The sequence below is a fragment of the Delftia sp. DS1230 genome, from assembly GCF_040112715.1.
GTDB classification, from domain to species: domain Bacteria; phylum Pseudomonadota; class Gammaproteobacteria; order Burkholderiales; family Burkholderiaceae_C; genus Comamonas; species Comamonas tsuruhatensis.
In genome coordinates this window covers 5,691,931-5,713,393 of record NZ_CP157763.1, presented here as the reverse complement: position 1 = coordinate 5,713,393, position 21,463 = coordinate 5,691,931, and the positions used below count along the sequence as shown (strand labels likewise).

Here is a 21,463-nt window from a genome sequence, read left to right as displayed (position 1 = left end):
CATGAACGGAGAACTCCATGTTTGAACGCATCATCCGATTCGCCATAGAGCAGCGCTGGCTGGTCCTGCTGGCCGTGCTGGCCATGGCGGGCCTGGGCATCTACAACTACCAGCGCCTGCCCATCGACGCCGTGCCCGACATCACCAATGTCCAGGTGCAGATCAACACCCAGGCCAGCGGCTACTCGCCGCTGGAGACCGAGCAGCGCGTCACCTATCCCATAGAGACGGTGATGGCCGGCCTGCCCCACCTGGAGCAGACGCGCTCGCTGTCGCGCTACGGCCTGTCCCAGGTCACCGTGGTGTTCAAGGACGGCACGGACATCTACTTCGCGCGGCAGCTGGTGGGCGAGCGCATACAGCAGGCGCGCGACAGCCTGCCTGCGGGCATCACGCCCACGCTGGGCCCCATCTCCACGGGCCTGGGCGAGATCTACCTGTGGACCGTGGAGGCCGAGGACGGTGCGAAAAAGCCCGACGGCACGCCCTACACGCCCATGGACCTGCGCGAGATCCAGGACTGGGTCATCAAGCCGCAGCTGCGCAACGTGCCCGGCGTCACCGAGATCAACTCCATCGGCGGCTACGCCAAGGAGTACCTGGTGGCGCCCGCGCCCGAGAAGCTGGCCGCCTACGGCTTCACGCTGGCCGACATCGTCACCGCCCTGCAGCGCAACAACGCCAACGTGGGCGCCGGCTACATCGAGCGCCAGGGCGAGCAGTACCTGATCCGCGCGCCGGGCCAGGTCGGCGGCATCGCCGACATCCGCGAGGTCATCGTGGGCTCGGCCCAGGGCCAGCCCATCCGCATCCGCGACCTGGCCGAGGTGGGGCTGGGCCAGGAGCTGCGCACGGGCGCGGCCACCGACAACGGCCGCGAGGTGGTGCTGGGCACGGTGTTCATGCTGATCGGCGAGAACAGCCGCACCGTCTCGCGCGCCGTGGACCAGCGCATGGCCGAGATCAACCGGGGCCTGCCCCCGGGCGTCAAGGCCATCACCGTCTACGACCGCACCAACCTGGTGGACAAGGCCATCGCCACGGTCAAGAAGAACCTGGTGGAGGGCGCGGCCCTGGTGGTGGTCATCCTCTTCCTGTTCCTGGGCAACCTGCGCGCGGCGCTGATCACGGCGCTGATCATCCCGCTGTCCATGCTGTTCACCTTCACGGGCATGGTGCACTACAAGGTCAGCGCCAACCTCATGAGCCTGGGGGCGCTGGACTTCGGCATCATCATCGACGGCGCCGTGGTCATCGTGGAGAACTGCGTGCGCCGCCTGGCGCATGCGCAGGAGGCGCGAGGACGGTCGCTGACGCGCAGCGAACGCTTCCATGAAGTCTTCGCCGCCGCGAAGGAGGCGCGCCGCCCGCTGCTGTTCGGCCAGCTCATCATCATGGTGGTCTACCTGCCCATCTTCGCGCTCACGGGTGTGGAGGGCAAGATGTTCCACCCCATGGCGCTCACGGTGGTCATTGCGCTGGCCGGCGCCATGCTGCTGTCCATCACCTTCATCCCGGCGGCGATTGCGCTGTTCATGGGCGACAAGGTGGCCGAGAAGGAAAACCGCCTCATGGGCTGGGCACGCCGCGGCTATGCGCCCGTGCTGGCGCGCGTCATGGCCGCGCCCGCCGTGGTGCTCACGGCCGCCGCCGTGGCCGTGGCGCTGAGCCTGCTGCTGGCCACGCGCCTGGGCAGCGAGTTCGCGCCCAACCTCAACGAGGGGGACTTCGCCATCCAGGCGCTGCGCATCCCCGGCACCAGCCTCACGCAGTCGCTGCAAATGCAGATGCAGATCGAGAAGGCGCTCAAGAAGGAGTTCCCCGAGATCGACCGCGTGTTCGCGCGCACCGGCACGGCCGAGATCGCCTCCGACCCCATGCCGCCCAACATCTCCGACGGCTACATCATGCTGAAAGCCCGCAGCGAGTGGCCCGACCCGGCGCGCCCGCGCGATGAGCTGCTGGCCGCCGTGCAGGCGTCGGTGGACCGCATCCCGGGCAACAACTACGAGTTCTCCCAACCCATCCAGCTGCGCTTCAACGAGCTGATCTCGGGCGTGCGCAGCGACGTGGCCGTGAAGATCTTCGGCGACGACATGGCCGTGCTGGAGAAAAGCGCCCAGACCGTGGCCGGCATGCTGCAGCAGATCGCGGGCGCCTCCGAGGTCAAGGTCGAGCAGACCACGGGCCTGCCCATGCTCACCGTGCAGATCGACCGCGAAAAGGCCTCGCGCTACGGCCTGAACATGGGCGATGTGCAGGACGCCATCAGCACCGCCATGGGCGGCACCGAGGCCGGCACGGTGTTCGAGGGCGACAAGCGCTTCGACATCCAGGTGCGCCTGCCGGACGCCGTGCGCAACGACCTGCAGGCCCTGAGCCGCCTGCCCATCGCCCTGCCGCGCGGGGCGGACGGGCGCATCGGCTTCGTGCCGCTGTCGGCCGTGGCCACGTTCGAGACCGCGCCCGGCCCCAACCAGGTCAGCCGCGAGGACGGCAAGCGCCGCATCGTGGTCAGCGCCAATGTGCGCGGGCGCGACATCGGCTCCTTCGTGGGCGAGGCGCAGCAGAAGCTGCAAGGCCTGTCGCTGCCGCCCGGCTACTGGACGCGCTGGGGCGGCACCTTCGAGAACCTGGAGTCGGCCACGCGCCGCCTGCAGATCGTCGTGCCCGTGGCCCTGCTCATGGTCTTCGTGCTGCTGTTCGCCATGTTCGGCAATGTGCGCGACGGGCTGGTGGTCTTCACGGGCATTCCGTTCGCGCTCACGGGCGGCATCCTGGCGCTGTGGCTGCGCGACATACCGCTGTCCATCTCGGCGGCGGTGGGCTTCATCGCGCTGTCGGGCGTGGCCGTGCTCAACGGCCTGGTCATGATCTCCTGGATCAGGAGCCTGCGAGAGCAGGGCGCCAGCGTGCCCGACGCCGTGACCGAAGGCGCGCTCACCCGGCTGCGCCCCGTGCTGATGACGGCCCTGGTGGCCTCGCTAGGCTTCGTGCCCATGGCCATTGCCACGGGCACGGGTGCCGAGGTGCAGCGGCCGCTTGCCACGGTGGTGATCGGCGGCATCCTGTCGTCCACGCTGCTGACCCTGCTGGTGCTGCCGCTGCTGTACCGGCTGGTGCATCGCAACGATCCGTCGGAGGCCAGCGGCACAGACCCCGTGCCCGCCGCGCCGGCACCTGCCGTGTGACGCGGCGCCCGGGCAGCACCCGGGCGGCCACTTTGGAACCCGCTGCAGCCTGGCTGCAGCGGGTTTCTTCATGCCCGGGATATCCCGGGCCACACATCTTTGCCCATCGATGTGAACCTCGCGCATTTGGCATGGAGCGGCTGCGAACCCCTGCCTAGAATTCGTCCCACAACAGCAAGGACAACGGGAGGGACAAGGCCATGAACAGCCCCGCCAGCGGACAGCACGGCCGTGCCCGCATCGCCGTGGAGAGCCGGTCCATCGACTGCATTCCCGACAGCGAGCGCCACGCGCGGCTCGCCGACCAGGGCCCGTTCTGGTTCCTTGGCAACTTCCACTTCTTCACGCTTTCCATCGGCTTCGTCGGCCCGTCGCTGGGGCTTTCGGCGCCCTGGAGCGCCCTGGCCGGGACGCTGGGCATCATGTTCGGCACGCTGTTCATGGCGTTGCACGGCGCGCAGGGGCCGCAGCTGGGGCTGCCACAGATGATCCAGTCGCGCGCCCAGTTCGGCTTTCGTGGCGTCACCCTGGCCCTTTGCGCCACGCTGCTGGTGTTCACGGGGTTCAACGTCGTCAACGTCTCGCTCATCATGCAGGGCATGCAGGCCGTGTTCGGCCTGCCGCCAGCGCCCACGGCCTGCGTGGCCGTGGCGGCAGGCGCCTTGCTGGCGGTCTGCGGCCACGATGTGATGCACAAGGCCTTTCGCCATGCACTGGTGCTGGCACTGCCCCTGTATGCGCTGGCCACGCTGGCGTTGCTGGCAGGCGTGGGCGAGCCCGCCTTGCACGTTCGGCCGGAGCCATTGCCAGGATTCGCATGGAGCGCCTTTGCCGCGCAGTTCACCATCGCGGCCAGCTACAACATCTCCTATGCGCCCTATGTGTCCGACTATTCGCGCTACCTGCCGCGCCACACTGCACCCCGGCGCCTGATCGCGGCCATCTTCCTGGGCGCCTCGCTGTCCGGGGCCTGGATGATCGGGCTGGGCGCCTGGATGGCGCAGCGGCTGCAGGCCGGGGACGCGCTGGCGGCGCTGGGACGGATCGGCTCCGGCCTGTTCCCGGGCGCGGACCGGCTGCTGCCTGCCCTGGCCGTCGTGGCCTTCCTGCCCATCATCGCGTTGAACACGTACAGCGCGGCGCTGACCGTGCTCACGGCGGCGGATTCGCTGGGCGGCATGCGGCCCACGCGCGCCGCCCGTATTTTTGCCATCGCGGCGATCAGCGTCGGCATCCTCGCGTGCGTGCTGTCCATCCAGGGCAGCGGCGTGGCACTGCTGCACTCCTTCCTGGCGCTGCTGCTGTACTTCCTGGTGCCATGGACGGCGGTCAACCTCGTGGACTACTTCCTGGTGCGCAAGGGCCGCTACGCCATCGCCGATTTCTTCACGCCACAGGGCATCTACGGCGCCTGGGGCTGGCGCGGCATCTGCGCCTATCTGGGCGGCTTTGCAGCCATGGTGCCGTTCATGCACATCCACGACGCCACCGATGGCCATGCGGTCTTCATCGGCTGGGCTGCGCAGCGGCTGGGCGGCGTGGACTTCGCCTGGCTGCCGGGCATTCTCGTCGCCGGCAGCCTTTACTGGGTGCTGGCCCGCAACCTGGATCTGCAGGCCGAGGAGGCCGCCCGTTGCCAGCCGCGGCAGGACAGCCACCTTTTGCATCCCAAGGAGCGCACACCATGACGGAGCACCGCATCCGCATCATCCAGCCCCGTCTGCGTGATGGCGACATTGCCGGCAACCTGGCGATGACGCTGAAGACGATCAGGGCCAGCGCGGGTCAGGCCGACCTGCTGGTCTTTCCCGAAACCTGCATCAGCGGATTTCCCCGGCCCGACAACGTGGCGCAGCTGGCCGAGCCGCTGGACGGCCCCTCGGCCACCGCGCTGCGCGAGGCCGCGCGGCAAGCCGGCGTGGCCGTCGCCATCGGCCTGGCCGAAGCAGACCAGGGCCGCCGCTTCAATGCCGGCCTGCTGATCGATGCCGACGGGCAGGTGCTGCTGCACTACCGCAAGACCATGCTCTACGACTCGGACCAGGGCGTGTTCGAGGCAGGTGAGCGCTGGCCCACATGCGAATGGCGCGGCCTGCGGCTGGGAATGCTGATCTGCTTCGACATCGAGTTTGCGGCACCGGCCCGCGCGCTGGGTGCGCAGGGCGTGGACCTGATCGTGCTGATGGACGGGATGATGCACCCCCACGGCCACATCCATCGCCATGCCGTGCCCGTGCGTGCGATGGACAACCAGTGCTACATCGCCATGGCCAACCGCGTGGGCCCTGGCGACAGCTACGCTTTCAGCGGAGGCAGCCAGTTCGCCGATCCCTTCGGCCAGACGCTGGCGCGCATCGCGGGCGATGCAGAGGGCCTGCTGGACGTGCGCCTGGACCCTCTGGCGCCCGGCCGCGCGCGTGCGCAGTACCGGGGCTGACTAGCGCCGAGGCGCCGCCGTGTCTCGGTCATCGCGGTCATCTGTGTCGGTTGTATGACAGCAATGTCACCATCCTGTGGGGGTGGCGTGGGGGGGCGATTTCTACATTGGAGTCCTCTCCCCGGCGTTCCGCCTTGCGGGGCGTGGGGAGAACGAATCAACAACGTTCTTTGAAAGGGACACACCATGTCGCAACGCCGTTTCACCCCCGCTACCCTGATCGCCGGCCTGGTCGCATCGGCAGCGCTGCTGCTGCCGGGCATGGCATCGGCGGCCGGGTACATCCACCCGGCCAACAACGAGGCGGGTGCCGTCGTCCATCCCGAACATTTCAAGAGCAGCAAGACGCGCGCCCAGGTGACGGCCGAGGCCGAGGCGGCCGTGCGCCAGGGCGGCACCTCGCGCTTCAATGCCGGCGTCTACCCGGCGCCTGCACCGCAGACCGGTGGCGGCAAGACGCGGCAGGAAGTGATCAATGAACTGATCAACGAAACGCCTGCCCAGCGCGATGCACGCCAGCGTGCCATGGGTGGTTGATGCACGTGCGGGGCGATGCAGTGCTGCCCCGCGGCAGTCGTATCAAGGGATGACCGACGCGCCGCGCGGCTACGAGCCTGCGGCGCGTTCCGCTTCCTCGGCCTCATGGGCGCGTGCGATGGCCAGGATCACGTCGCGCGCCAGGCGGCGCTTGGGTACGGGAAGGCGCAGGTAGATCTTGAACAGCTCGTTGTCCTCGTAGCCCAGGCCGGCGGACCAGCTGCCCTTGGGCTCACGCACCTCGCGCGCCGGCTGCGGCGCGCGCAGGAACTCCTCCAGCGGCACCTGCAGCCAGTCGGCCAGCGCAGCAAGTTTCTTGGTGTTGGGCATGGTCTTGCCCAGCAGCCACAGACGCACGCCGTGCTGCGACATGGGCTTGCCCCAGAAGCGTGTGTTGAATTCGCGCTCCAGCACCGAGGGCTTGGCTTCATAGCCACGGGCCTCCAGGGAATCACGTAATTTCTGCGCAAACCGCTGCTTCGCATCCTGCATGCGGGCACGCTATGGGATAAGTCTGATTGTGCAGTGAGTATTGTGAAAAATCACATATCCGGTGTGATTGATAGTTAACATCAAAGACTCAACCAGAAATCACAAGCACAGGAGGGCCCATGCGCTGGCAAGGAGTGTGGCTGCTGCCTGCGGGCCTGGCCCTGCTGCTGGGCGGTTGCGGCGGTGACGATGGCGAGGTGCTGACCGTGCGGGCTGCGCCCTGGGGCGCCGCCTCGGGCGTGTCGATAGGGCAGGTGCTGCAGGCCAGGTCGGCCTGCGCGCGCAGCAGCTGGCGCAGCGTGGGAGACGGCAGCGGCGGGCGCATCGTCGAGTACGCCTGCGAGCGCGCAGGCGTGCGTGACTACCTGCAGGCCAGTCTGCGCCAGGAGGTCGGGCCACTGCAGCGCGCCGCCGAAAGCGAACAGGCCCGGTTCGAGGCGCGGTTGCGTGGCGAATGGCGTGAGCTGCTCGTGCTGGAGCGGCAGCGGCAGGAGATGCTGCGGCGCCACGCGCAGGAGGCGCAAAGGGATGCCGACCACAGGCAGCGGCACCTGGAGGATCTGCGTGTGCTGGGGGACATGAAGGAGTGCGGCAGCTTCCGTCCGCAAAGCCTCAGTGCCGAGGCCGCGCCGCAGCGCCTGGTGCTGGCAGCCCAGGCCTGTGCACAGGCCGGGCGCGCGGCCGGGCATGTCTATGCGCGCGAGCGGGAGCGGACGCTGGTGCGGCTGCGCGCGGCCCTGCCGCGCTACGACGAGGCCCGGCTGGGCCGCGAGGCGGCCTTGCAGGCGATGGACCGCACCCTGGAGCAGCAGGAGGCGGCGCTGCGCCGGCTGGAGGAAGACCGCCCCGAGGCGGGCGAGCGCATACGCCGCTTATTGGCCGCGCGCATGGAGGCCATGCGCCTGCGGCTGGGCCAGGTGGGCCGCGTGCGCGAGCTCACGCGCTGGAGCGTGGCCGGCGCACGCGTGGTCTACCTGGACACGGCCCTGGCCATGGAGTGCGGCGTGCGCACGCTGACCGAAGCCATGCCGCTGGACACCCTGGTCGAAGACCTGGGCGAGGGCCAGGCCGTGCCCCGCCAGGGAGGCGCATTGGCCCGGGCGCTTGACGGACTGTGGGCGCGCTGCCTGCAGCAGCCCTGAGGGCGGGAAGGACTGCACGGCGCCTGTTGCACGCCGCACGTCGCCGGTTGCACCGCGCCCGTTGCACCACGCCTCAGAATCTCGGCAGGTCCGGGTGTGAGATCTGGCCGCCGCGCACCAGCATCTTTCCGTATTCGGCACAGCGGTTGAGCGTGGGAATCACCTTGCCGGGGTTGAGCAGGGCCTGCGGGTCGAAGGCGGCCTTGAGCGCGAACATCTGGTCGTTCTCGGCCGTGGTGAACTGGGTGCACATGGAGTTGAGCTTTTCCACGCCCACGCCATGCTCGCCCGTGACCGTTCCGCCCATGGCCACGCTGGTCTCCAGGATGTCGGCGCCGAACAGCTCGCAGCGGTGCAGCTCGTCGGGGTCGTTGGCATCGAACAGGATCAGCGGGTGCAGGTTGCCGTCGCCCGCGTGGAAGACGTTGGCGCAGCGCAGGCCGTATTTCTTTTCCATCTCCTGGATGGCCAGCAGGATGTCGGCCAGGCGCTTGCGCGGGATGGTGGAGTCCATGCACATGTAGTCGGGGCTGATGCGCCCGCTGGCGGGAAAGGCGTTCTTGCGCCCGCTCCAGAAGCGCAGGCGCTCGGCCTCGCTTTCGCTCACCGTGATGGCCGTGGCGCCGGCGCCGCGCAGCACTTCGCTCATGTGGGCGATCTCTTCCTCGACTTCCTCGGGCGTGCCGTCGCTCTCGCACAGCAGGATGGCCTCGGCCGTGAGGTCGTAGCCGGCCTTGACGAAGTCCTCGACGGCGGCCGTCATGGGCTTGTCCATCATCTCCAGCCCGGCCGGGATGATGCCCGCCGCGATCACGGCGGCCACGGCGTCGCCGGCCTTGCGCACGTCGTCGAAGCTGGCCATGATGCAGCGCGCCAGCTGGGGCTTGGGGATCAGGCGCACGGTGACTTCGGTGGTCACGGCCAGCATGCCTTCGCTGCCGACCAGGATGGCCAGCAGGTCGAAGCCCGGCGTATCCAGCGCCGTGGAGCCGAACTCCACCGGCTCGCCCTCCACCGTGAAGCCGCGCACCTTCAGCACGTTGTGTACGGTCAGCCCGTACTTGAGGCAGTGCACGCCGCCCGAGTTCTCGGCCACGTTGCCGCCGATGGTGCAGGCGATCTGGCTGCTGGGATCGGGCGCGTAGTACAGGCCCAGGGGCGCGGCGGCCTCGCTGATGGCCAGGTTGCGCACGCCGCACTGCACCACGGCCGTGCGGCTGGCGGCATCGACCTGGAGGATCTTGTTGAACTTGGCCAGCGACAGCGTCACGCCCATGGGATGGGGCAGGGCGCCGCCCGACAGCCCGGTGCCTGCGCCGCGTGCGATCACGGGCACCTGGATGGCGTGGCAGGCGCGCAGCACGGCCTGGACCTGGGCCTCGGTCTCGGGAAGGCAGACCACCAGGGGGCGCTGGCGGTAGGCCGTGAGTCCGTCGCATTCATAGGGGGTGGTGTCCTCGGCGTTCCACAGCAGGGCATGCGCGGGCACATGGCGGGCCAGCGCGGCCACGACCTCGGCCTGGCGCCGTGCGCGTTCGGAGGCCGTGGGCTGCTGGTGGGCGGCATCGGCGGCGGCCGACGCCATGGCGCCGGGGGCAGGGCTGGCTGGGGAGCTGGCGGAAGTCATGGGGCCTGACTTTAGGCGATGCCGCCGTCTTTGTGCAGCGGGACTGCGCTGATGTTTATTGCAACGGCGCGTGAAATCCGTGAAATCCGCGAAATCAGTTATGGGCGCCTCAGCAGGCCATCGCCCTCTTCAACCATTCAGCAAAGGCCGCGCATTCCCAGCGGTCCATGGTGCCGGTGCGCCAGCACAGGTAGTGGGCGTGGGGGCTGGCCGTGTCCATGTCGAACAGGCGCACCAGGGTGCCGTTGTCCATCCAGGGTGCGCCCAGCTTGTGGCGCACCAGGGCAATGCCCATGCCGGCCGAGGCCGCATCGCACATCAGGCCGATGTCGTTGAACTGCGAGCCCTCGTGCGGCTCGGGCCAGTCCAGGCCGGTGGCGCCGAACCAGGTGCGCCAGGGCTCCAGCGGGCTGCGCAGCAGGGGCATGCCTTCCAGGTCCTGGGGCTGCTCGAAGGGGCCATGCTCGCGGATGAAGGCCGGCGAGGCCAGCGGCGTGACCACGTCGCGCGCCAGCTCGATGTGCTCCACGTCGGCATAGTGGCCGGGGCCGAAGCGCACCATCAGGTCGGCATCCTCGGCCACCACGTCCAGCAGCGGGATGGAGACCTGCAGGGCGATGTCGATCTCGGGATAGGTTTCCGTGAACTGGCGCAGGCGCGGGATCAGGATCACGCGCGCAAAGGTGGGCGTGACCGCAAGCTTGAGCCTGCGGCGGCCCGGCGCCGTCACCTCGCCCGGGAAGCGCTGCAGCGCGCCCAGGCCCTCGCGCACGTGGGACAGGTAGGCGCTGCCTTCGGTGGTGAGCGAAAAGTCCGAGCGGCCGAACAGCCGCGTGCCCAGGATCTGCTCGAGCTGGCGCACGCGGTGGCTGACGGCGCTGGGCGTGACGCACAGCTCCTCGGCCGTCTGCGTCACGCTGCGCAGCCGCGCCAGCGCCTCGAAAGTGAGCAGGCACTGTATGGGCGGGATGCGGCGGGCGCCGCTGCCGGGCGGGGCAAAGCCGCTGCCGGCGGCAAGGGTCACGTTCGCCATGGGCGGCCGGGAGCCGGCTTCAGCGGAAGACCACGGTCTTGTGGCCGTTGAGGATGACGCGGTGCTCGCTGTGCCACTTGACGGCGCGGGCCAGCACCTGGCTCTCGGTGTCGCGGCCGCGGGCCGTGAGGTCTTCCACGGTGTCGGTGTGGTCGGCGCGGGCCACGTCCTGCTCGATGATCGGGCCTTCGTCCAGGTCGGCCGTCACATAGTGGGCCGTGGCGCCGATCAGCTTCACGCCGCGGTCATGGGCCTGGTAGTAGGGCTTGGCGCCCTTGAAGCTGGGCAGGAAGCTGTGGTGGATGTTGATCGCGCGGCCGGCCAGCTTGGTGCACAGGTCGTTGGACAGCACCTGCATGTAGCGCGCCAGCACCACGAGTTCGGCGCCTTCGGCCTCGATGATCTCGAACTGCTTTGCCTCGGCCTGGGCCTTGGTGGCAGCCGTGACGGGGATGTGGTGGAAGGGGATGTTGTAGCTGGCCGCCAGCTGGTAGAACTCGCGGTGGTTGCTGATGATGGCGCGGATGTCCACCGGCAGCAGGCCGCTCTTCCAGCGAAACAGCAGGTCGTTGAGGCAGTGGCCTTCCTTGCTGACCATGAGCACGGTCTTCATGGCTTCGGCCTTGGTGTGCAGGCGCCACTTCATCTGGTACTGGCCGCCCAGGTCGGCTAGGGCCGCCCTCAGAGCCGCGGGATCGCAGCCGTTGCAGGCAAATTGCACGCGCATGAAGAACAGTCCGGTGGCCGGGTCGTTATACTGCGCGGCCTCTTCGATGTTGCCGCCTTGCTCGAGCAGGAAGCCCGAGACGGCATGTACCAGACCGAGCCGGTCGGGGCACGAAAGGGTAAGAATATAGGCTTGGGTCATAGCGGCGCAATTGTCGCAGCATGCACACGACCCTGCGCAAGTCACACGTTCTGGGAACGTTCTGAGGAACCACATGCAAGATCAGGGAGAGCAGCCCCGAATACCGCTCTGGGGCGCATTGACCCTGTATGTGTGCGCAGGTCTGCTGTGGCTCTGGGGCGTGGAATGGCTGCTGGCGCACCTGCAGATACCGCCGGGGCCGGCAGCGCAGCGGCGCATGCTGTCCTCGGTGGCCCTGGTGCTGGTCACGGCCGTGGGCGGCGGCTGGCTGCTGTGGCGCATGCGCCGTGGAGAGCGCACTGCCCATGCCGCGATGGCCGCCGGGCGGGAGGCCGACGAACGCCAGCGCCTGGCCGCCGCCGTGGTGGACAACACCATGGAGGGCGTGGTCGTCACAGATGCGCGCAGCCGCATCCTCTCGGTCAACAGCGCCTTCACGCGGCTGCTGGGCTACACCGAGCAGGAGATGCTGGGCAAGACCCCGCGCATGTTCAAGTCCGGCCGCCACGACAAGGCCTTCTACGAGGCCATGTGGGACAGCATGCAGGCCACGGGCCACTGGCAGGGCGAAATCTGGAACCGCCGCAAGAACGGCGAGGTCTTTCCCGAGCGCATGTCGCTCAGCGCCGTCAAGGACGCACAGGGCAAGGTCACGCACTACGTGTGCATGTTCACCGACATCTCGGCCGAGAAGGCGCGCGAGGCCCAGCTCGAATTCCTGGCCCACCGCGACATGCTCACCGGCCTGCCCAACAGCGTGCGCTTCACAGCGCTGCTGGAAGACGCCGTGGCCGAGGCGGCCGCCGAGCAGGGCACGCTGGCCGTGATGCTGCTGAACATCGATCGCTTCAAGGACGTCAACGACAGCTACGGCCACGCCATTGGCGACCAGGTGCTGCGCCACATCGCCGCCCGTGTGCACGACTCCCTGGGACCCCAGGACCTCATAGGGCGCATGGCCGGTGACGAACTGGCCGTGCTGTGCAAGGGCATGAGCGAGCGCGGCGACGCCATCGCCCGCGCACGGCAACTGATCGCGGCGGCCGGCCAGCCCTGGAGCTCGCCGGACGGCCTGTCCGTCATGGCTGGCGTCAGCGTGGGCATCTGCATGTATCCCTCCCACGCCGGCAATGCCCAGGACCTGCTGCAGGGCGCGCATGCCGCCGTCTACGGCGCCAAGTCGCGCAGCGGCCGTGCCTGGTGCTTCTTCGAGGAAGACATGACCTCGGCCGCGCGCGAGCGGCTGGCCATGGAGGCACGGCTGCGGCAGGCCATAGACCTGGGCCACCTGCGCCTGTACTTCCAGCCCCAGATCGACCTGGCCACGGGCCGCCTGGTGGGCGCCGAGGCCCTGGTGCGCTGGCTGGACCCGGACGAGGGCCTCATCTCCCCGGCCCGCTTCATCCCCGTGGCCGAAAGCTCGGGCGTCATCGGCGCGCTGGGCCTGTGGGTGCTGCGCGAGGCCTGCGCCCAGGGCCAGCGCTGGCGCGATCAGGGCCTGCCCGAGATGACCATCGCGGTCAATGTCTCGCTGCACCAGTTCCTGCTGACCGACATCGCCGGTGCCACCGCCGACGCGCTGGCCGCCACGGGCTTCGCCCCGCACTGCCTGGAGCTGGAGATCACCGAAAGTGCCCTGGCCGAGCGCCCCGAGGAGGCCCTGGCCGTCATGCGCCGTCTGCGCGCCCAGGGCCTGCGGCTGGCCATCGACGACTTCGGCACCGGTTATTCCTCGCTGGCCCACCTCAAGCGCTTCCCGCTGGACCTGCTCAAGATCGACCAGGGCTTCATCCGCGACATCCCGCACAGCGCCGACGACATGGCCATCAGCGGGTCGGTGATCGCGCTGGGGCATGCCATGGGGCTGAAGGTGCTGGCCGAGGGCGTGGAGACGGCCGAGCAGCTGGCATTCCTGCGCGGCAAGGGGTGCGACTTCTTCCAGGGCTATCTGTGCAGCAAGCCCATGCCTGCGCAGGCGTTCGGCGAGTGGGTCTCGGGCAACGAGGGAATGTGGGCCGTGCAGGGGTGAAGCTCAGTCCACCCGACCCGCATCCGCCCGCGGCGCCGGCGGATTCCTGAACTTCTCCCGCAGCTCGGCGCAGTGGTCCTTGGCGGGCAGGGCATCCGTCTTCTGCAGCCAATCCACATCCGAGGCCTGCGCCACCGATGTCTCCCCCGCCTGCGCCACGGCCACCTTGGCGCCTGCGGCCTCGGGCAGCCAGGTGGGAATGCCCACGCCGCGCAGCACGTGGCCGCGCCCGGCCACCAACAGCACGGTCTTGCCGGGCTTGACTGCGGCCCTGGCCACCTCGGCCATGCTGGCGTCGCGGGCCAGCTGGATGCGGGCCATGGGCGGCAGCTGTGTGTCGGGCAGCAGGCCGCAGTGGCCTTCGCGGATGGCGTCGAGCTGGCGCTGCCAGGCTTCGGGCGGCAGGTGGGTGTCCAGATTCTGGTTGCGCATGGCCTGCTTCATGTCGGCGCGGGGCAGGTTGCCGCCCAGCACGGGCACGCCTGCGCGCACGGCGGCCATGACCACGCCGCGGTAGCGCGGCCAGGGCCAGGCGGCGTCCTGCCATTGCAAGGCCTGCTGCACAGCGTCCTCGGAGGCATCGCGCGCCAGGCTGGCCGTGGAGCCCGTGCGCGGCGCCATCTCGATCACCAGCGCGGCCAGGCGCTCCTGCGTGGCCAGCTGCTGCACCGTGGCCTGTTGCCAGGCCTGGTGGGCCGCCGCATCGTGCTGCTCGCCCAGCAGCACCAGAGGTGCGTCGGACCAGCGCTGCAGCTGCTGCGTCCAGTCCCGCGCCGGTGTGGAGGAGCTGGCGCAGCCGGCAAGGGCTGCCGCCAGCCATGCGGCCGCAGCCAGGCCGGCAAGGCGCGGGGTGCGGATGAAGGGGCGGGGGATGGAGCGGACTTGCATGGCCCCATGCTAAACACTGGCCTTGCCCGGGGCCCCCATAGGCCCTGTGGGCATTGGGGGCAGTTGGAAAGGATCCTAGGAATCGGGGCGGGGGCACGGCGCAAACGGGTGGCGCTTGATTCAGGTCAAGACGCGCAAATGTGCCGTGGCTACAGTGCGACCATGCATGGCAAGCCCTCGCTTTCGACCAAGCTGCTGCTCATGGGCGCGGCCTGCCTGCTGGCGGCCGTGGCATCGATCGGCTTCACGCTGTGGGTGGCCTGGCAGCTGGAGGGCGGCGCGGCCGCCGTGAACGAGGCCGGGCGGCTGCGCATGAGCATGGTGCGCATGGCCATGGCGCGCCAGAACGAGGCGCCTGCGCAGTGGCAGGCGCGCGCGCAGCAGTTCGACGCCAGCCTGGACCTGCTGCGCAGCGGCGACATGTCGCGCCCGCTGTTCGTGCCCTGGAGCGATGCGGTCAGCGCGCGCTACGAGCGCATACGCGGCGACTGGAGTGCGCTGCGCACGCAGTGGCAGGCCGAGGACCATGTCGATGCGCAGGCCATCATGGGCAGCGCCGATGCCTTCGTGCGCGAGGTGGACGGCTTCGTCGAGGCCATCGAGGACCGGCTCTCGCGCTGGACGGCCATCCTGCACCTGTTTCAGATGTGTCTGATGGCGCTGGCCATCATCGCGGCCGTGAGTTTCATGGCCACCAGCTACTGGCTGGTGCTGCATCCCGTGGGCCAGCTGCGCTCGGCGCTGGAGCGCATGCGCCGCGGACACCTGGACACGCGCATGAGCGTGGAGGTGGACGACGAGTTCGGCCAGCTGGCGGCCGGCTTCAACCTGATGGCCCAGTCGCTGCAGAGCTCTCACGCCGAGCTGGAGGACAAGGTGCGCGAGAAGACTGCCAGCCTCAACGTGCAGCACCAGCAGCTGCAGGCGCTGTACGCGGTCAGCGTGCAGGCGTCGGAGGCCGCCAGCCTGCAGTCCCTGGCCGAAGGCTTTGTGCGCCAGGTCCGCCTGGCGGCCCAGGCCGATGCGGCCACGGTGCGCTGGTCCGACGAGGCCAACGAGCGCTACGTGCTGCTGGCCGGCGACGGCCTGCCCCAGTCCATGTCGGTGCAGGAGCACTGCCTGCACACGGGCGCCTGCCTGTGCGGCCAGCCGCGCGAGCAGGCGCGGCTGCGCGTGATCCCCATCACGCCGGCCAGCGACCTGCAGCTGCCGCACTGCCGCGAGGCCGGCTTCGAGACCGTGGTCAGCATCCCCGTGCAACTGCAGCAGCGCCTGCTGGGCGAGGTCAACCTGTTCTTTCGCTCCACCGTGGTGCTCACGGACGACATGCGCGACCTGCTGTCCGCCATGGCGCGCCACCTGGCCAGCGCCATGGAAAGCCTGCGCGCCACGGCGCTGGAGCGCGAAGCCGCCGTGGCCGAGGAGCGCGGCCTGATCGCACGCGAGCTGCATGACTCCATTGCCCAGTCGCTGGCCTTTCTCAAGATACAGACCCAGCTGCTGCGCGACGCCGTGGCCAAGGGCCGCGACGAGGCGCGCGACCGCAGCCTGGGCGAGCTGGAAGTGGGCGTGCGCGAATGCTATGCCGACGTGCGCGAGCTGCTGGTGCATTTCCGCACGCGCACCAGCGCCGAGGACATCGAGGCCGCGCTGCGCGCCACGCTGTCCAAGTTCGAGCACCAGACGGGCATTGCCACCTCGCTGAGCATGTCGGGCCAGGGCCTGCCGCTGGCGCCCGACGTGCAGATCCAGGTGCTGCACATGGTGCAGGAGGCGCTGTCCAACGTGCGCAAGCACGCGGGTGCCAGGCATGTGGAGCTGCGCGTGGGGCGCCACCCCTGGCGCTTCGAAGTCTGCGACGACGGCTGCGGCTTCGTCCCCGCCGACGTTGCGCCGGACTCGCTGCATGTGGGCCTGGGCATCATGCGCGAGCGCGCCCTGCTGGCCCAGGCGCTGGTCCATGTCCACTCCCGCCCCGGCGAGGGCACGCGCGTGCTGATCGAGCTGCCGCCGTCGGCCTCGGCCGGCGCGCCAGCGCAGGCCCTCCCCTCGAACGCGTGACACGCTCCCGCAAGAAAAAGACCGCCCCATGTCCTTCTCCAGCCCCATCTCCGTCTTCGTCATCGACGACCACACGCTGTTCCGGCGCGGCCTGATCGCCCTCATCGCCCAGGACGCAGGCCTGCGCGTGGTCGGCGAGGCCGGCGACGCGGGCGAGGCCCTGCGCCTGGTGCCCGCGCTGGCGCCCCAGGTCATCCTGCTGGACAACCACCTGCCCGGCGTGCTGGGTGTCGATGCCATCGCGGGCCTGCGGGCCGCATCGCCCGGCAGCCGCGTCGTCATGCTCACCGTGAGCGAGGACGGCCAGGACCTGGCGGCCGCGCTGCGCAACGGCGCCCAGGGCTATCTGCTCAAGACCATCGACGGCGACCTGCTGTCCGAGGCCCTGCGCCGCGCCGCGCGCGGCGAGCCCGTGGTCAGCCCCGAGATGATGGGCAAGCTGGTGGCGGCCTTCCAGTCCCAGGGCGCGCCCGAGCCCCAGGCGCCCGAGCCGGACGAGGCCCCGGCCTCGCCGCTGTCCCCGCGCGAGGAAGAGGTGCTGGTCCAGATCGCCCGGGGCGCCAGCAACAAGGAAATCGCCCGCACGCTGGACATTGCCGAGACCACGGTCAAGATCCACGTCCAGCACATCCTGCGCAAGCTGGGCCTGAGCTCGCGCGTGCAGGCGGCGGTGTATGCGTCGGAGCGGCAGCGGGATTAGCGGCCTACGCTGTGGCCGAAGCCCAACCATCCCCAGCACACCGCAGCGCCCACACCCACGCCAGCGCGGCCGCCACGGTCAGCCCGGTGAGCATGGCCGCCGCGCCCATGGCGTCCAGCGCCACGCCGGCGGCCAGCGGCACCAGCATGCGGCTGGCGGCGAAGAGGCTGGCCTGCAGGCCGTAGTCGAAGGCCTGCCAGCGCGGGCGGGCGAATTGCATCATCAGTCCGAAGACGCAGGCCGAGGAGGCGCCCATGGCTGCTGCCACGCAGGCCACGGCCGCGACCAGGCCCGGGGGCGGGGCGCCGGCTGCGATGACGGCGGCCAGCAGGGCCAGCGCGGCCACGTTGCAGCCCGCATACAGGGGCAGGGCGCGCCGGGTGCCCAGGCGGCGCGTGAGCAGGGGCGAGGCCGCGCCCGCCAGCGCGGCCACCACGCCGCCGCCCATGCCGGCCAGCAGGGCGGCCTGGGCGGGCGCGAAGCCGTGGTCCAGCATCAGCGGCTTCAGGTAGAACCAGGCCGCGCCGATGAAGGGGAAGTAGCTGACCAGCACCAGGGTCCAGCGCCAGGCGCCGGGCTGGGCGCCATAGCCGCGGACCATGGCGGCCAGTCCAGCTTTGGGCGCAGGCAGCAGCACAGGCGAGGGCGCATCCCCGGGCTCATGGCGCACCACCCAGGCCAGCAGCAGGGCGCCCAGGGCCAGCGCGCCGGCCAGGCAGAGGAAGGGCGCGCGCCAGCCCCATTTCGCCTGCATGAGCAGCATCATCCCGCCGCCCACGATGGCGCCCAGCGACAGCGCCGATGCGCGCACGCCCCCGGCGCGCATGCGCTCGGACGCGGGCAGCAGGCGGATGGCCAGGGCGCTGACGGGAATGTCGGCCCAGGTGGCGGCCAGCGCGGCCGCGAAGGCCAGGCCGAACAGCCACAGGCGCTCGGCCAGCAACTGCTGCCAGCCCAGGGCCAGCAGCACGGCCGCATAAGCCAGGCACAGGGCCAGCGCCCAGGCGCGGTAGCGCGGCTGGCCGTTCGCGCTGCGCGCTTCCACGGGCGCGGCCAGCGCGAACTTGATGAGCGCGGGCAGCCCCGCCAGCTGGAACAGGCCGATGGCCGTGCCCGACCAGCCATGCTGGCGCATGACCAGGGGCAGGCCCAGCCAGAGGTAGACGCTGGGGGCGGTGAGCGCCAGGTGCAGCCAGCCGAACAGGGCCTGGAGCAGCCAGACAGGGCGGGGAGCTGCGGCCTTCATGGCGCGGCCTTGCGGGCAATGAGCACGGCCAGCGGCGCCATCGGAAACTCGCGCGACTCGATGCGTTCGAGGCGCTCGAAGCCCGCCTGCGCCAGCAGCGCCTGCAGCTCGCCGCGCCGGGTCACGCTGCGGCCCAGCAGGCGCATGGGCAGGTAGTAGGGCAGGGTGCGCAGGGCTGCTTCGGGCGTCTCATCCACCTCGGCATGGGCGCAGACGAAGACGCCGCCGGGCGCCAGCGCGTCGAACACCTTGGCGACCACGGCTGCCGCATCGGGCACGAAGTGCAGCACGGACGAGCACCAGACCAGGTCGTAGCCGCTGCCTATGCTGTCCGTGGCCAGGTTGCCGCCCAGGGCGGTGAAGCGGTCGGACAGGCGGGACTGGCGGGCGTTGTCCGCCGCCACGGCCACGGCCTCGGGCCAGTCGAAGACGCTGGCCTGCAGCGCGGGCTGCTGGCGCAGCAGGGCCAGCGCGATCCAGCCGGGGCCGCCGCCCAGGTCCAGCATGCGGCGCGCGGCGCCTGCCTCGGGAACCTGCTGCAGCAGGTTCAGCGCGGCAGGCACGCTGACGGCGCGCTGCTCCTGGCCGATCTGGGCGCGCGCGGCGGCGGCCCAGCCTTCTGCATTGCCCGTGGCCAAGGGGGCGCTGCAGGCCGAGCCGTCCCCGGCAGGGCCGTGCTCGACCAGGCCGCGCAGCAGCGTGGCGGAGTGGCGCAGCGAGCGCAGGCGGAACAGCCAGGCCGCGCCGCAGGACTCGGGCGATGCGCTGTGCAGGTAGCGCAGCGCATCGGTGGCCAGCAGGTAGCTCACGGGCTCGTGCTGGCCGCGCCGCAGGAGGCCCATGCTCCACAGCAATTCCAGCCAATGGGAGGTATTGGCCTCGTTCCAGCCCTGGGCCAGGGCCAGCTCGGCCGGCGTCTGGGGCGTGGCCAGCCGGTCCAGCGCCCCCGATTCGAGGGCCAGCACCAGGGCCTCGGCCTGGATCGGGGCGGCGGCCAGGTCCCACAGCGGCTGCAGGGCGTGAGAGGGGGCGTGGGTAGGGGATTCACAGCGGGGTGTATTCATCGGAAGGTCCTTTTCACGAAAGGGAGTCACATGCGCCAGGTCAGCCGCACGCCGAACTCGCGCGGCGGGCTGTAGACCACGACCTGGCCATTCAGGTAGCCCACGGCGTCGTAGCGGCGGTTGGCGGCATTGCGCAGGTAGGCGGCGATTTCCCAGGACCCCTGGGCATAGCCGGCCGACAGGTTGAGCAGCCCGTAGCCGGGGCGGCGGTAGGCGTTGGCGGCGTCCAGGTAGACCTTGCCCGTGCCCTGCACGGCGGCCTGCGCCCACCAGCGGCCGGGCGCGTCGTAGCGCAGCGCCACATGGGCCGTCATGTCGGGCGCAAACGGGTTGCGGTGGCCGTCGTAGACGGCGCCGCCGTCGCGGAAGCTGCCGAAGCGCGTGCGGTTCAGGCCCAGGGCGGCCTGCAGCTGCCAGCCGCCGCCGAACACATAGTCCAGCTCGAAGTCCGCACCCGTGGAGCGCGCCCGCGCCGCATTGGTGATGTAGACCACGCCCGGCAGGCCCATCTGCTGCACCTGCATGTCGCGCACCTGCTGGGTGTAGACCGAGGCCGCATAGCGCAGGCGCTGCCCCAGCAGCCGGCCCTTGGTGCCGATCTCCCAGGCGCGCACGGTCTCTGGCTCGTAGGCCGCATAGCCCATGGCCGGAGAGAACACGTTGAAGCCGCCCGCGCGGTAGCCCTCGCTGAGGCTGGTGTAGACCTGGCCCTGGGGCGACCACTGGTATTGCAGCGAGAGCTTGGGGCTCAAGCGCGACCAGTCGTCGCTGCGCGCCGCCGCGCCCACGGGGGCCAGTTCCACGCGGTTGCGCTCCACGCGCGCGCCGGCCGCCAGCGTCCAGCGCTCGGACAGCGGGACGGTCCAGTGCGTGAACAGCGCCGCCGTGCTGCCCTTGAGCCCGGCCGTGGGCCGCATCAGCGCGGCGGGCAGCTTTTGCTCGTAGCGCAGGTCATGGTCGTCGCGGTCCAGGTACAGGCCGGCCAGCCAGCGCGCGTTCCACAGGCCTGCGGCCTCGCCTTCCAGGCGCAGTTCCTGCGAGGTCGTGGCCAGGCGGTAGTCGCGCCGTACATGGAGCAGGTCGGCGCGCTGGAAGTCCGTGTCCTGCAGCACGCGGTCGTCGAAGACATTGCGCGCGGTGATGGAGCGCAGCCGCAGGCCCGAGGCAAAGCGGTGCGAGACATCGAGCGACAGCGTCTGCCCGCGCGAGCGGTTCCAGCTGTCCGTGCCCGAGTTCACCGTGGCGCGCGGCGCGGCAATGCTGCCCCATTGCGCGGCGCCGTCGTCCCAGCGCTGCTGGGCGTAGCGCAGCGTGGCCTCGGTCTCGGCCGTGGGCGTCCAGCGCAGGGCCAGGCGGCCGCTGGCGCGCTCGCGGTCGTCCACGCGCGCTCCCGTCGCCTGCTGGCGTATGAAGCCGTCCTGCGCGCGCCACTCGCCCGACAGTCCGATGTAGAGCTGGCCCGGCACCAGGGCGCGGCCCAGCTCGAAGCTGCCCGCGCGCTGGCCGTGGTTGCCGGCCTCGGCGCTGATCGATGCATAGGGCGTGTCGCCGGGCTGGCGCGTGACGATGCTGACCACGCCCGCTTCGGCATTGCGGCCGTACAAGGTCGATTGCGGGCCGCGCAGCACCTCCACGCGGTCCACGCCCTGCAGGTTGTGCTCGAAGCCCTGGGCCATCAGCGTGGGCACGCCATCGACCAGCAGCAGTGTGGACGAGGAGAACGACACGAAGTTGGCCGTCAGTCCGCGCATCACGGGCGGCTGCACGCCCGACTGGCCGAAGGCCTGGAACACAAAGCCCGGCACCTGGGCGGACAGCGCGTCCAGCCCGCGCACGCCGGCCGCCTCCAGCGCCGCGCCGTCGAAGACGGAGACGCTGGCGGGCACGGCGTCCAGGCTCTCGGCCTGCTTGTTCACCGTGACCGTGATCTCGGGCAGGGCCGCTTCGGGCGCCTGGCCCTGGGCCGCCACCGTGAAGGGGACCAGGGCCAGCGCGGCCGGCCAGCGAAGGGGGAATGCCATGGTTTTCTCGTCCTCTCCAAAAGGGAATCTCGTTGGAGACCGATGCTATGGAAGATGAGAATCGCTATCATTTGAAAACGTATGCGCGCCGGAGCGTTTCCTATGCGAAGCGCGCATCCATCCCTCT

The 21,463-nt window shown here is 70.2% G+C and carries 16 protein-coding genes; 8 read left to right on the top strand and 8 right to left on the bottom strand.

What is annotated here, in order from left to right; translation table 11 throughout:
• Positions 1-17 precede the first annotated feature (17 nt).
• The 4 genes from AAN986_RS25675 (at position 18) to AAN986_RS25660 (ending at position 6,165) form a co-directional block, all read left to right on the top strand.
• Positions 18-3,191, top strand: coding sequence for a CusA/CzcA family heavy metal efflux RND transporter (locus AAN986_RS25675; RefSeq protein ID WP_047219788.1), 3,174 nt, complete (start codon positions 18-20; stop codon positions 3,189-3,191).
• Between the two features lie 200 nt (positions 3,192-3,391).
• A complete protein-coding gene (locus AAN986_RS25670) occupies positions 3,392-4,879 on the top strand; it encodes a cytosine permease (RefSeq protein ID WP_047219787.1) in 1,488 nt (495 codons plus the stop codon).
• Positions 4,876-5,628 (top strand): carbon-nitrogen hydrolase family protein, encoded by a 753-nt coding sequence (locus AAN986_RS25665; protein WP_016451966.1) that lies wholly within the window; start codon positions 4,876-4,878, stop codon positions 5,626-5,628. The genes AAN986_RS25670 and AAN986_RS25665 overlap by 4 nt, the downstream gene beginning before the upstream one ends.
• A gap of 186 nt (positions 5,629-5,814) precedes the next feature.
• The gene (locus AAN986_RS25660; protein ID WP_016446650.1) at positions 5,815-6,165 is read left to right on the top strand and encodes a DUF4148 domain-containing protein; all 351 of its coding nucleotides are present in this window, start codon (positions 5,815-5,817) and stop codon (positions 6,163-6,165) included.
• Positions 6,166-6,234: 69 nt separating this feature from the next.
• On the opposite strand, the gene AAN986_RS25655 is transcribed toward AAN986_RS25660, so the two are convergent.
• A complete protein-coding gene (locus tag AAN986_RS25655) occupies positions 6,235-6,657 on the bottom strand; it encodes a hypothetical protein (RefSeq protein ID WP_016446649.1) in 423 nt (140 codons plus the stop codon).
• 119 nt (positions 6,658-6,776) lie between these two features.
• Here AAN986_RS25655 and AAN986_RS25650 point away from each other — a divergent pair, with 119 nt between their 5' ends.
• Positions 6,777-7,799 (top strand): hypothetical protein, encoded by a 1,023-nt coding sequence (locus AAN986_RS25650; protein ID WP_047219786.1) that lies wholly within the window; start codon positions 6,777-6,779, stop codon positions 7,797-7,799.
• 73 nt (positions 7,800-7,872) lie between these two features.
• On the opposite strand, the gene AAN986_RS25645 is transcribed toward AAN986_RS25650, so the two are convergent.
• The 3 genes from AAN986_RS25645 to purU all read right to left on the bottom strand — a co-directional run bounded on the left by AAN986_RS25645 (position 7,873) and on the right by purU (position 11,327).
• The gene (locus tag AAN986_RS25645; RefSeq protein ID WP_016446647.1) at positions 7,873-9,384 is read right to left on the bottom strand and encodes an FAD-linked oxidase C-terminal domain-containing protein; all 1,512 of its coding nucleotides are present in this window, start codon (positions 9,382-9,384) and stop codon (positions 7,873-7,875) included.
• Positions 9,385-9,535: 151 nt separating this feature from the next.
• Positions 9,536-10,459 carry a LysR substrate-binding domain-containing protein gene (locus AAN986_RS25640; protein WP_017405258.1) on the bottom strand — a complete coding sequence of 308 codons (924 nt, stop codon included), beginning with the start codon at positions 10,457-10,459 and terminating at the stop codon, positions 9,536-9,538.
• A gap of 19 nt (positions 10,460-10,478) precedes the next feature.
• Positions 10,479-11,327, bottom strand: a complete 849-nt coding sequence (gene purU / locus AAN986_RS25635) for a formyltetrahydrofolate deformylase (protein ID WP_013804418.1) — start codon at positions 11,325-11,327, stop codon at positions 10,479-10,481.
• Between the two features lie 73 nt (positions 11,328-11,400).
• Here purU and AAN986_RS25630 point away from each other — a divergent pair, with 73 nt between their 5' ends.
• Complete coding sequence (locus AAN986_RS25630; protein ID WP_016451962.1) at positions 11,401-13,356, top strand: EAL domain-containing protein; 1,956 nt, start codon at positions 11,401-11,403, stop codon at positions 13,354-13,356.
• A 3-nt stretch (positions 13,357-13,359) separates the two neighbouring features.
• Here the strand turns inward: AAN986_RS25630 and AAN986_RS25625 are convergent, their stop codons facing one another.
• The gene (locus AAN986_RS25625; protein WP_047219785.1) at positions 13,360-14,244 is read right to left on the bottom strand and encodes a ChaN family lipoprotein; all 885 of its coding nucleotides are present in this window, start codon (positions 14,242-14,244) and stop codon (positions 13,360-13,362) included.
• Positions 14,245-14,406: 162 nt separating this feature from the next.
• On the opposite strand from AAN986_RS25625, the gene AAN986_RS25620 reads away from it, so the two are divergent.
• Together AAN986_RS25620 and AAN986_RS25615 are read left to right on the top strand one after the other, a co-directional pair.
• On the top strand, positions 14,407-16,305 hold the full coding sequence (locus AAN986_RS25620; protein WP_047219784.1) for a type IV pili methyl-accepting chemotaxis transducer N-terminal domain-containing protein: 1,899 nt from the start codon (positions 14,407-14,409) through the stop codon (positions 16,303-16,305).
• A 28-nt stretch (positions 16,306-16,333) separates the two neighbouring features.
• Positions 16,334-17,005 carry a response regulator gene (locus AAN986_RS25615; RefSeq protein WP_012203037.1) on the top strand — a complete coding sequence of 224 codons (672 nt, stop codon included), beginning with the start codon at positions 16,334-16,336 and terminating at the stop codon, positions 17,003-17,005.
• A 4-nt stretch (positions 17,006-17,009) separates the two neighbouring features.
• On the opposite strand, the gene AAN986_RS25610 is transcribed toward AAN986_RS25615, so the two are convergent.
• From AAN986_RS25610 to AAN986_RS25600, 3 genes are read right to left on the bottom strand one after another with little or no spacing between them, the layout of a single operon-like run.
• Positions 17,010-18,251, bottom strand: a complete 1,242-nt coding sequence (locus tag AAN986_RS25610; protein ID WP_349335526.1) for an MFS transporter — start codon at positions 18,249-18,251, stop codon at positions 17,010-17,012.
• On the bottom strand, positions 18,248-19,315 hold the full coding sequence (locus tag AAN986_RS25605; RefSeq protein WP_047218523.1) for a methyltransferase: 1,068 nt from the start codon (positions 19,313-19,315) through the stop codon (positions 18,248-18,250). The genes AAN986_RS25610 and AAN986_RS25605 overlap by 4 nt, the downstream gene beginning before the upstream one ends.
• 26 nt (positions 19,316-19,341) lie before the next feature.
• Positions 19,342-21,336: a TonB-dependent receptor gene (locus AAN986_RS25600; RefSeq protein ID WP_047218522.1), complete on the bottom strand. Its 1,995-nt coding sequence runs from the start codon at positions 21,334-21,336 to the stop codon at positions 19,342-19,344.
• Positions 21,337-21,463 lie beyond the last annotated feature (127 nt).

Excerpts from the sequence above, each read along its gene's own strand:
- AAN986_RS25675 (WP_047219788.1), top strand. The coding sequence starts at position 18 with ATGTTTGAACGCATCATCCGATTCGCCATAGAGCAGCGCTGGCTGGTC.
- AAN986_RS25670 (WP_047219787.1), top strand. The coding sequence starts at position 3,392 with ATGAACAGCCCCGCCAGCGGACAGCACGGCCGTGCCCGCATCGCCGTG.
- AAN986_RS25665 (WP_016451966.1), top strand. The coding sequence starts at position 4,876 with ATGACGGAGCACCGCATCCGCATCATCCAGCCCCGTCTGCGTGATGGC.
- AAN986_RS25660 (WP_016446650.1), top strand. The coding sequence starts at position 5,815 with ATGTCGCAACGCCGTTTCACCCCCGCTACCCTGATCGCCGGCCTGGTC.
- AAN986_RS25655 (WP_016446649.1), bottom strand. The coding sequence starts at position 6,657 with ATGCAGGATGCGAAGCAGCGGTTTGCGCAGAAATTACGTGATTCCCTG.
- AAN986_RS25650 (WP_047219786.1), top strand. The coding sequence starts at position 6,777 with ATGCGCTGGCAAGGAGTGTGGCTGCTGCCTGCGGGCCTGGCCCTGCTG.
- AAN986_RS25645 (WP_016446647.1), bottom strand. The coding sequence starts at position 9,384 with ATGGCGTCGGCCGCCGCCGATGCCGCCCACCAGCAGCCCACGGCCTCC.
- AAN986_RS25640 (WP_017405258.1), bottom strand. The coding sequence starts at position 10,459 with ATGGCGAACGTGACCCTTGCCGCCGGCAGCGGCTTTGCCCCGCCCGGC.
- purU (WP_013804418.1), bottom strand. The coding sequence starts at position 11,327 with ATGACCCAAGCCTATATTCTTACCCTTTCGTGCCCCGACCGGCTCGGT.
- AAN986_RS25630 (WP_016451962.1), top strand. The coding sequence starts at position 11,401 with ATGCAAGATCAGGGAGAGCAGCCCCGAATACCGCTCTGGGGCGCATTG.
- AAN986_RS25625 (WP_047219785.1), bottom strand. The coding sequence starts at position 14,244 with ATGCAAGTCCGCTCCATCCCCCGCCCCTTCATCCGCACCCCGCGCCTT.
- AAN986_RS25620 (WP_047219784.1), top strand. The coding sequence starts at position 14,407 with ATGCATGGCAAGCCCTCGCTTTCGACCAAGCTGCTGCTCATGGGCGCG.
- AAN986_RS25615 (WP_012203037.1), top strand. The coding sequence starts at position 16,334 with ATGTCCTTCTCCAGCCCCATCTCCGTCTTCGTCATCGACGACCACACG.
- AAN986_RS25610 (WP_349335526.1), bottom strand. The coding sequence starts at position 18,251 with ATGAAGGCCGCAGCTCCCCGCCCTGTCTGGCTGCTCCAGGCCCTGTTC.
- AAN986_RS25605 (WP_047218523.1), bottom strand. The coding sequence starts at position 19,315 with ATGAATACACCCCGCTGTGAATCCCCTACCCACGCCCCCTCTCACGCC.
- AAN986_RS25600 (WP_047218522.1), bottom strand. The coding sequence starts at position 21,336 with ATGGCATTCCCCCTTCGCTGGCCGGCCGCGCTGGCCCTGGTCCCCTTC.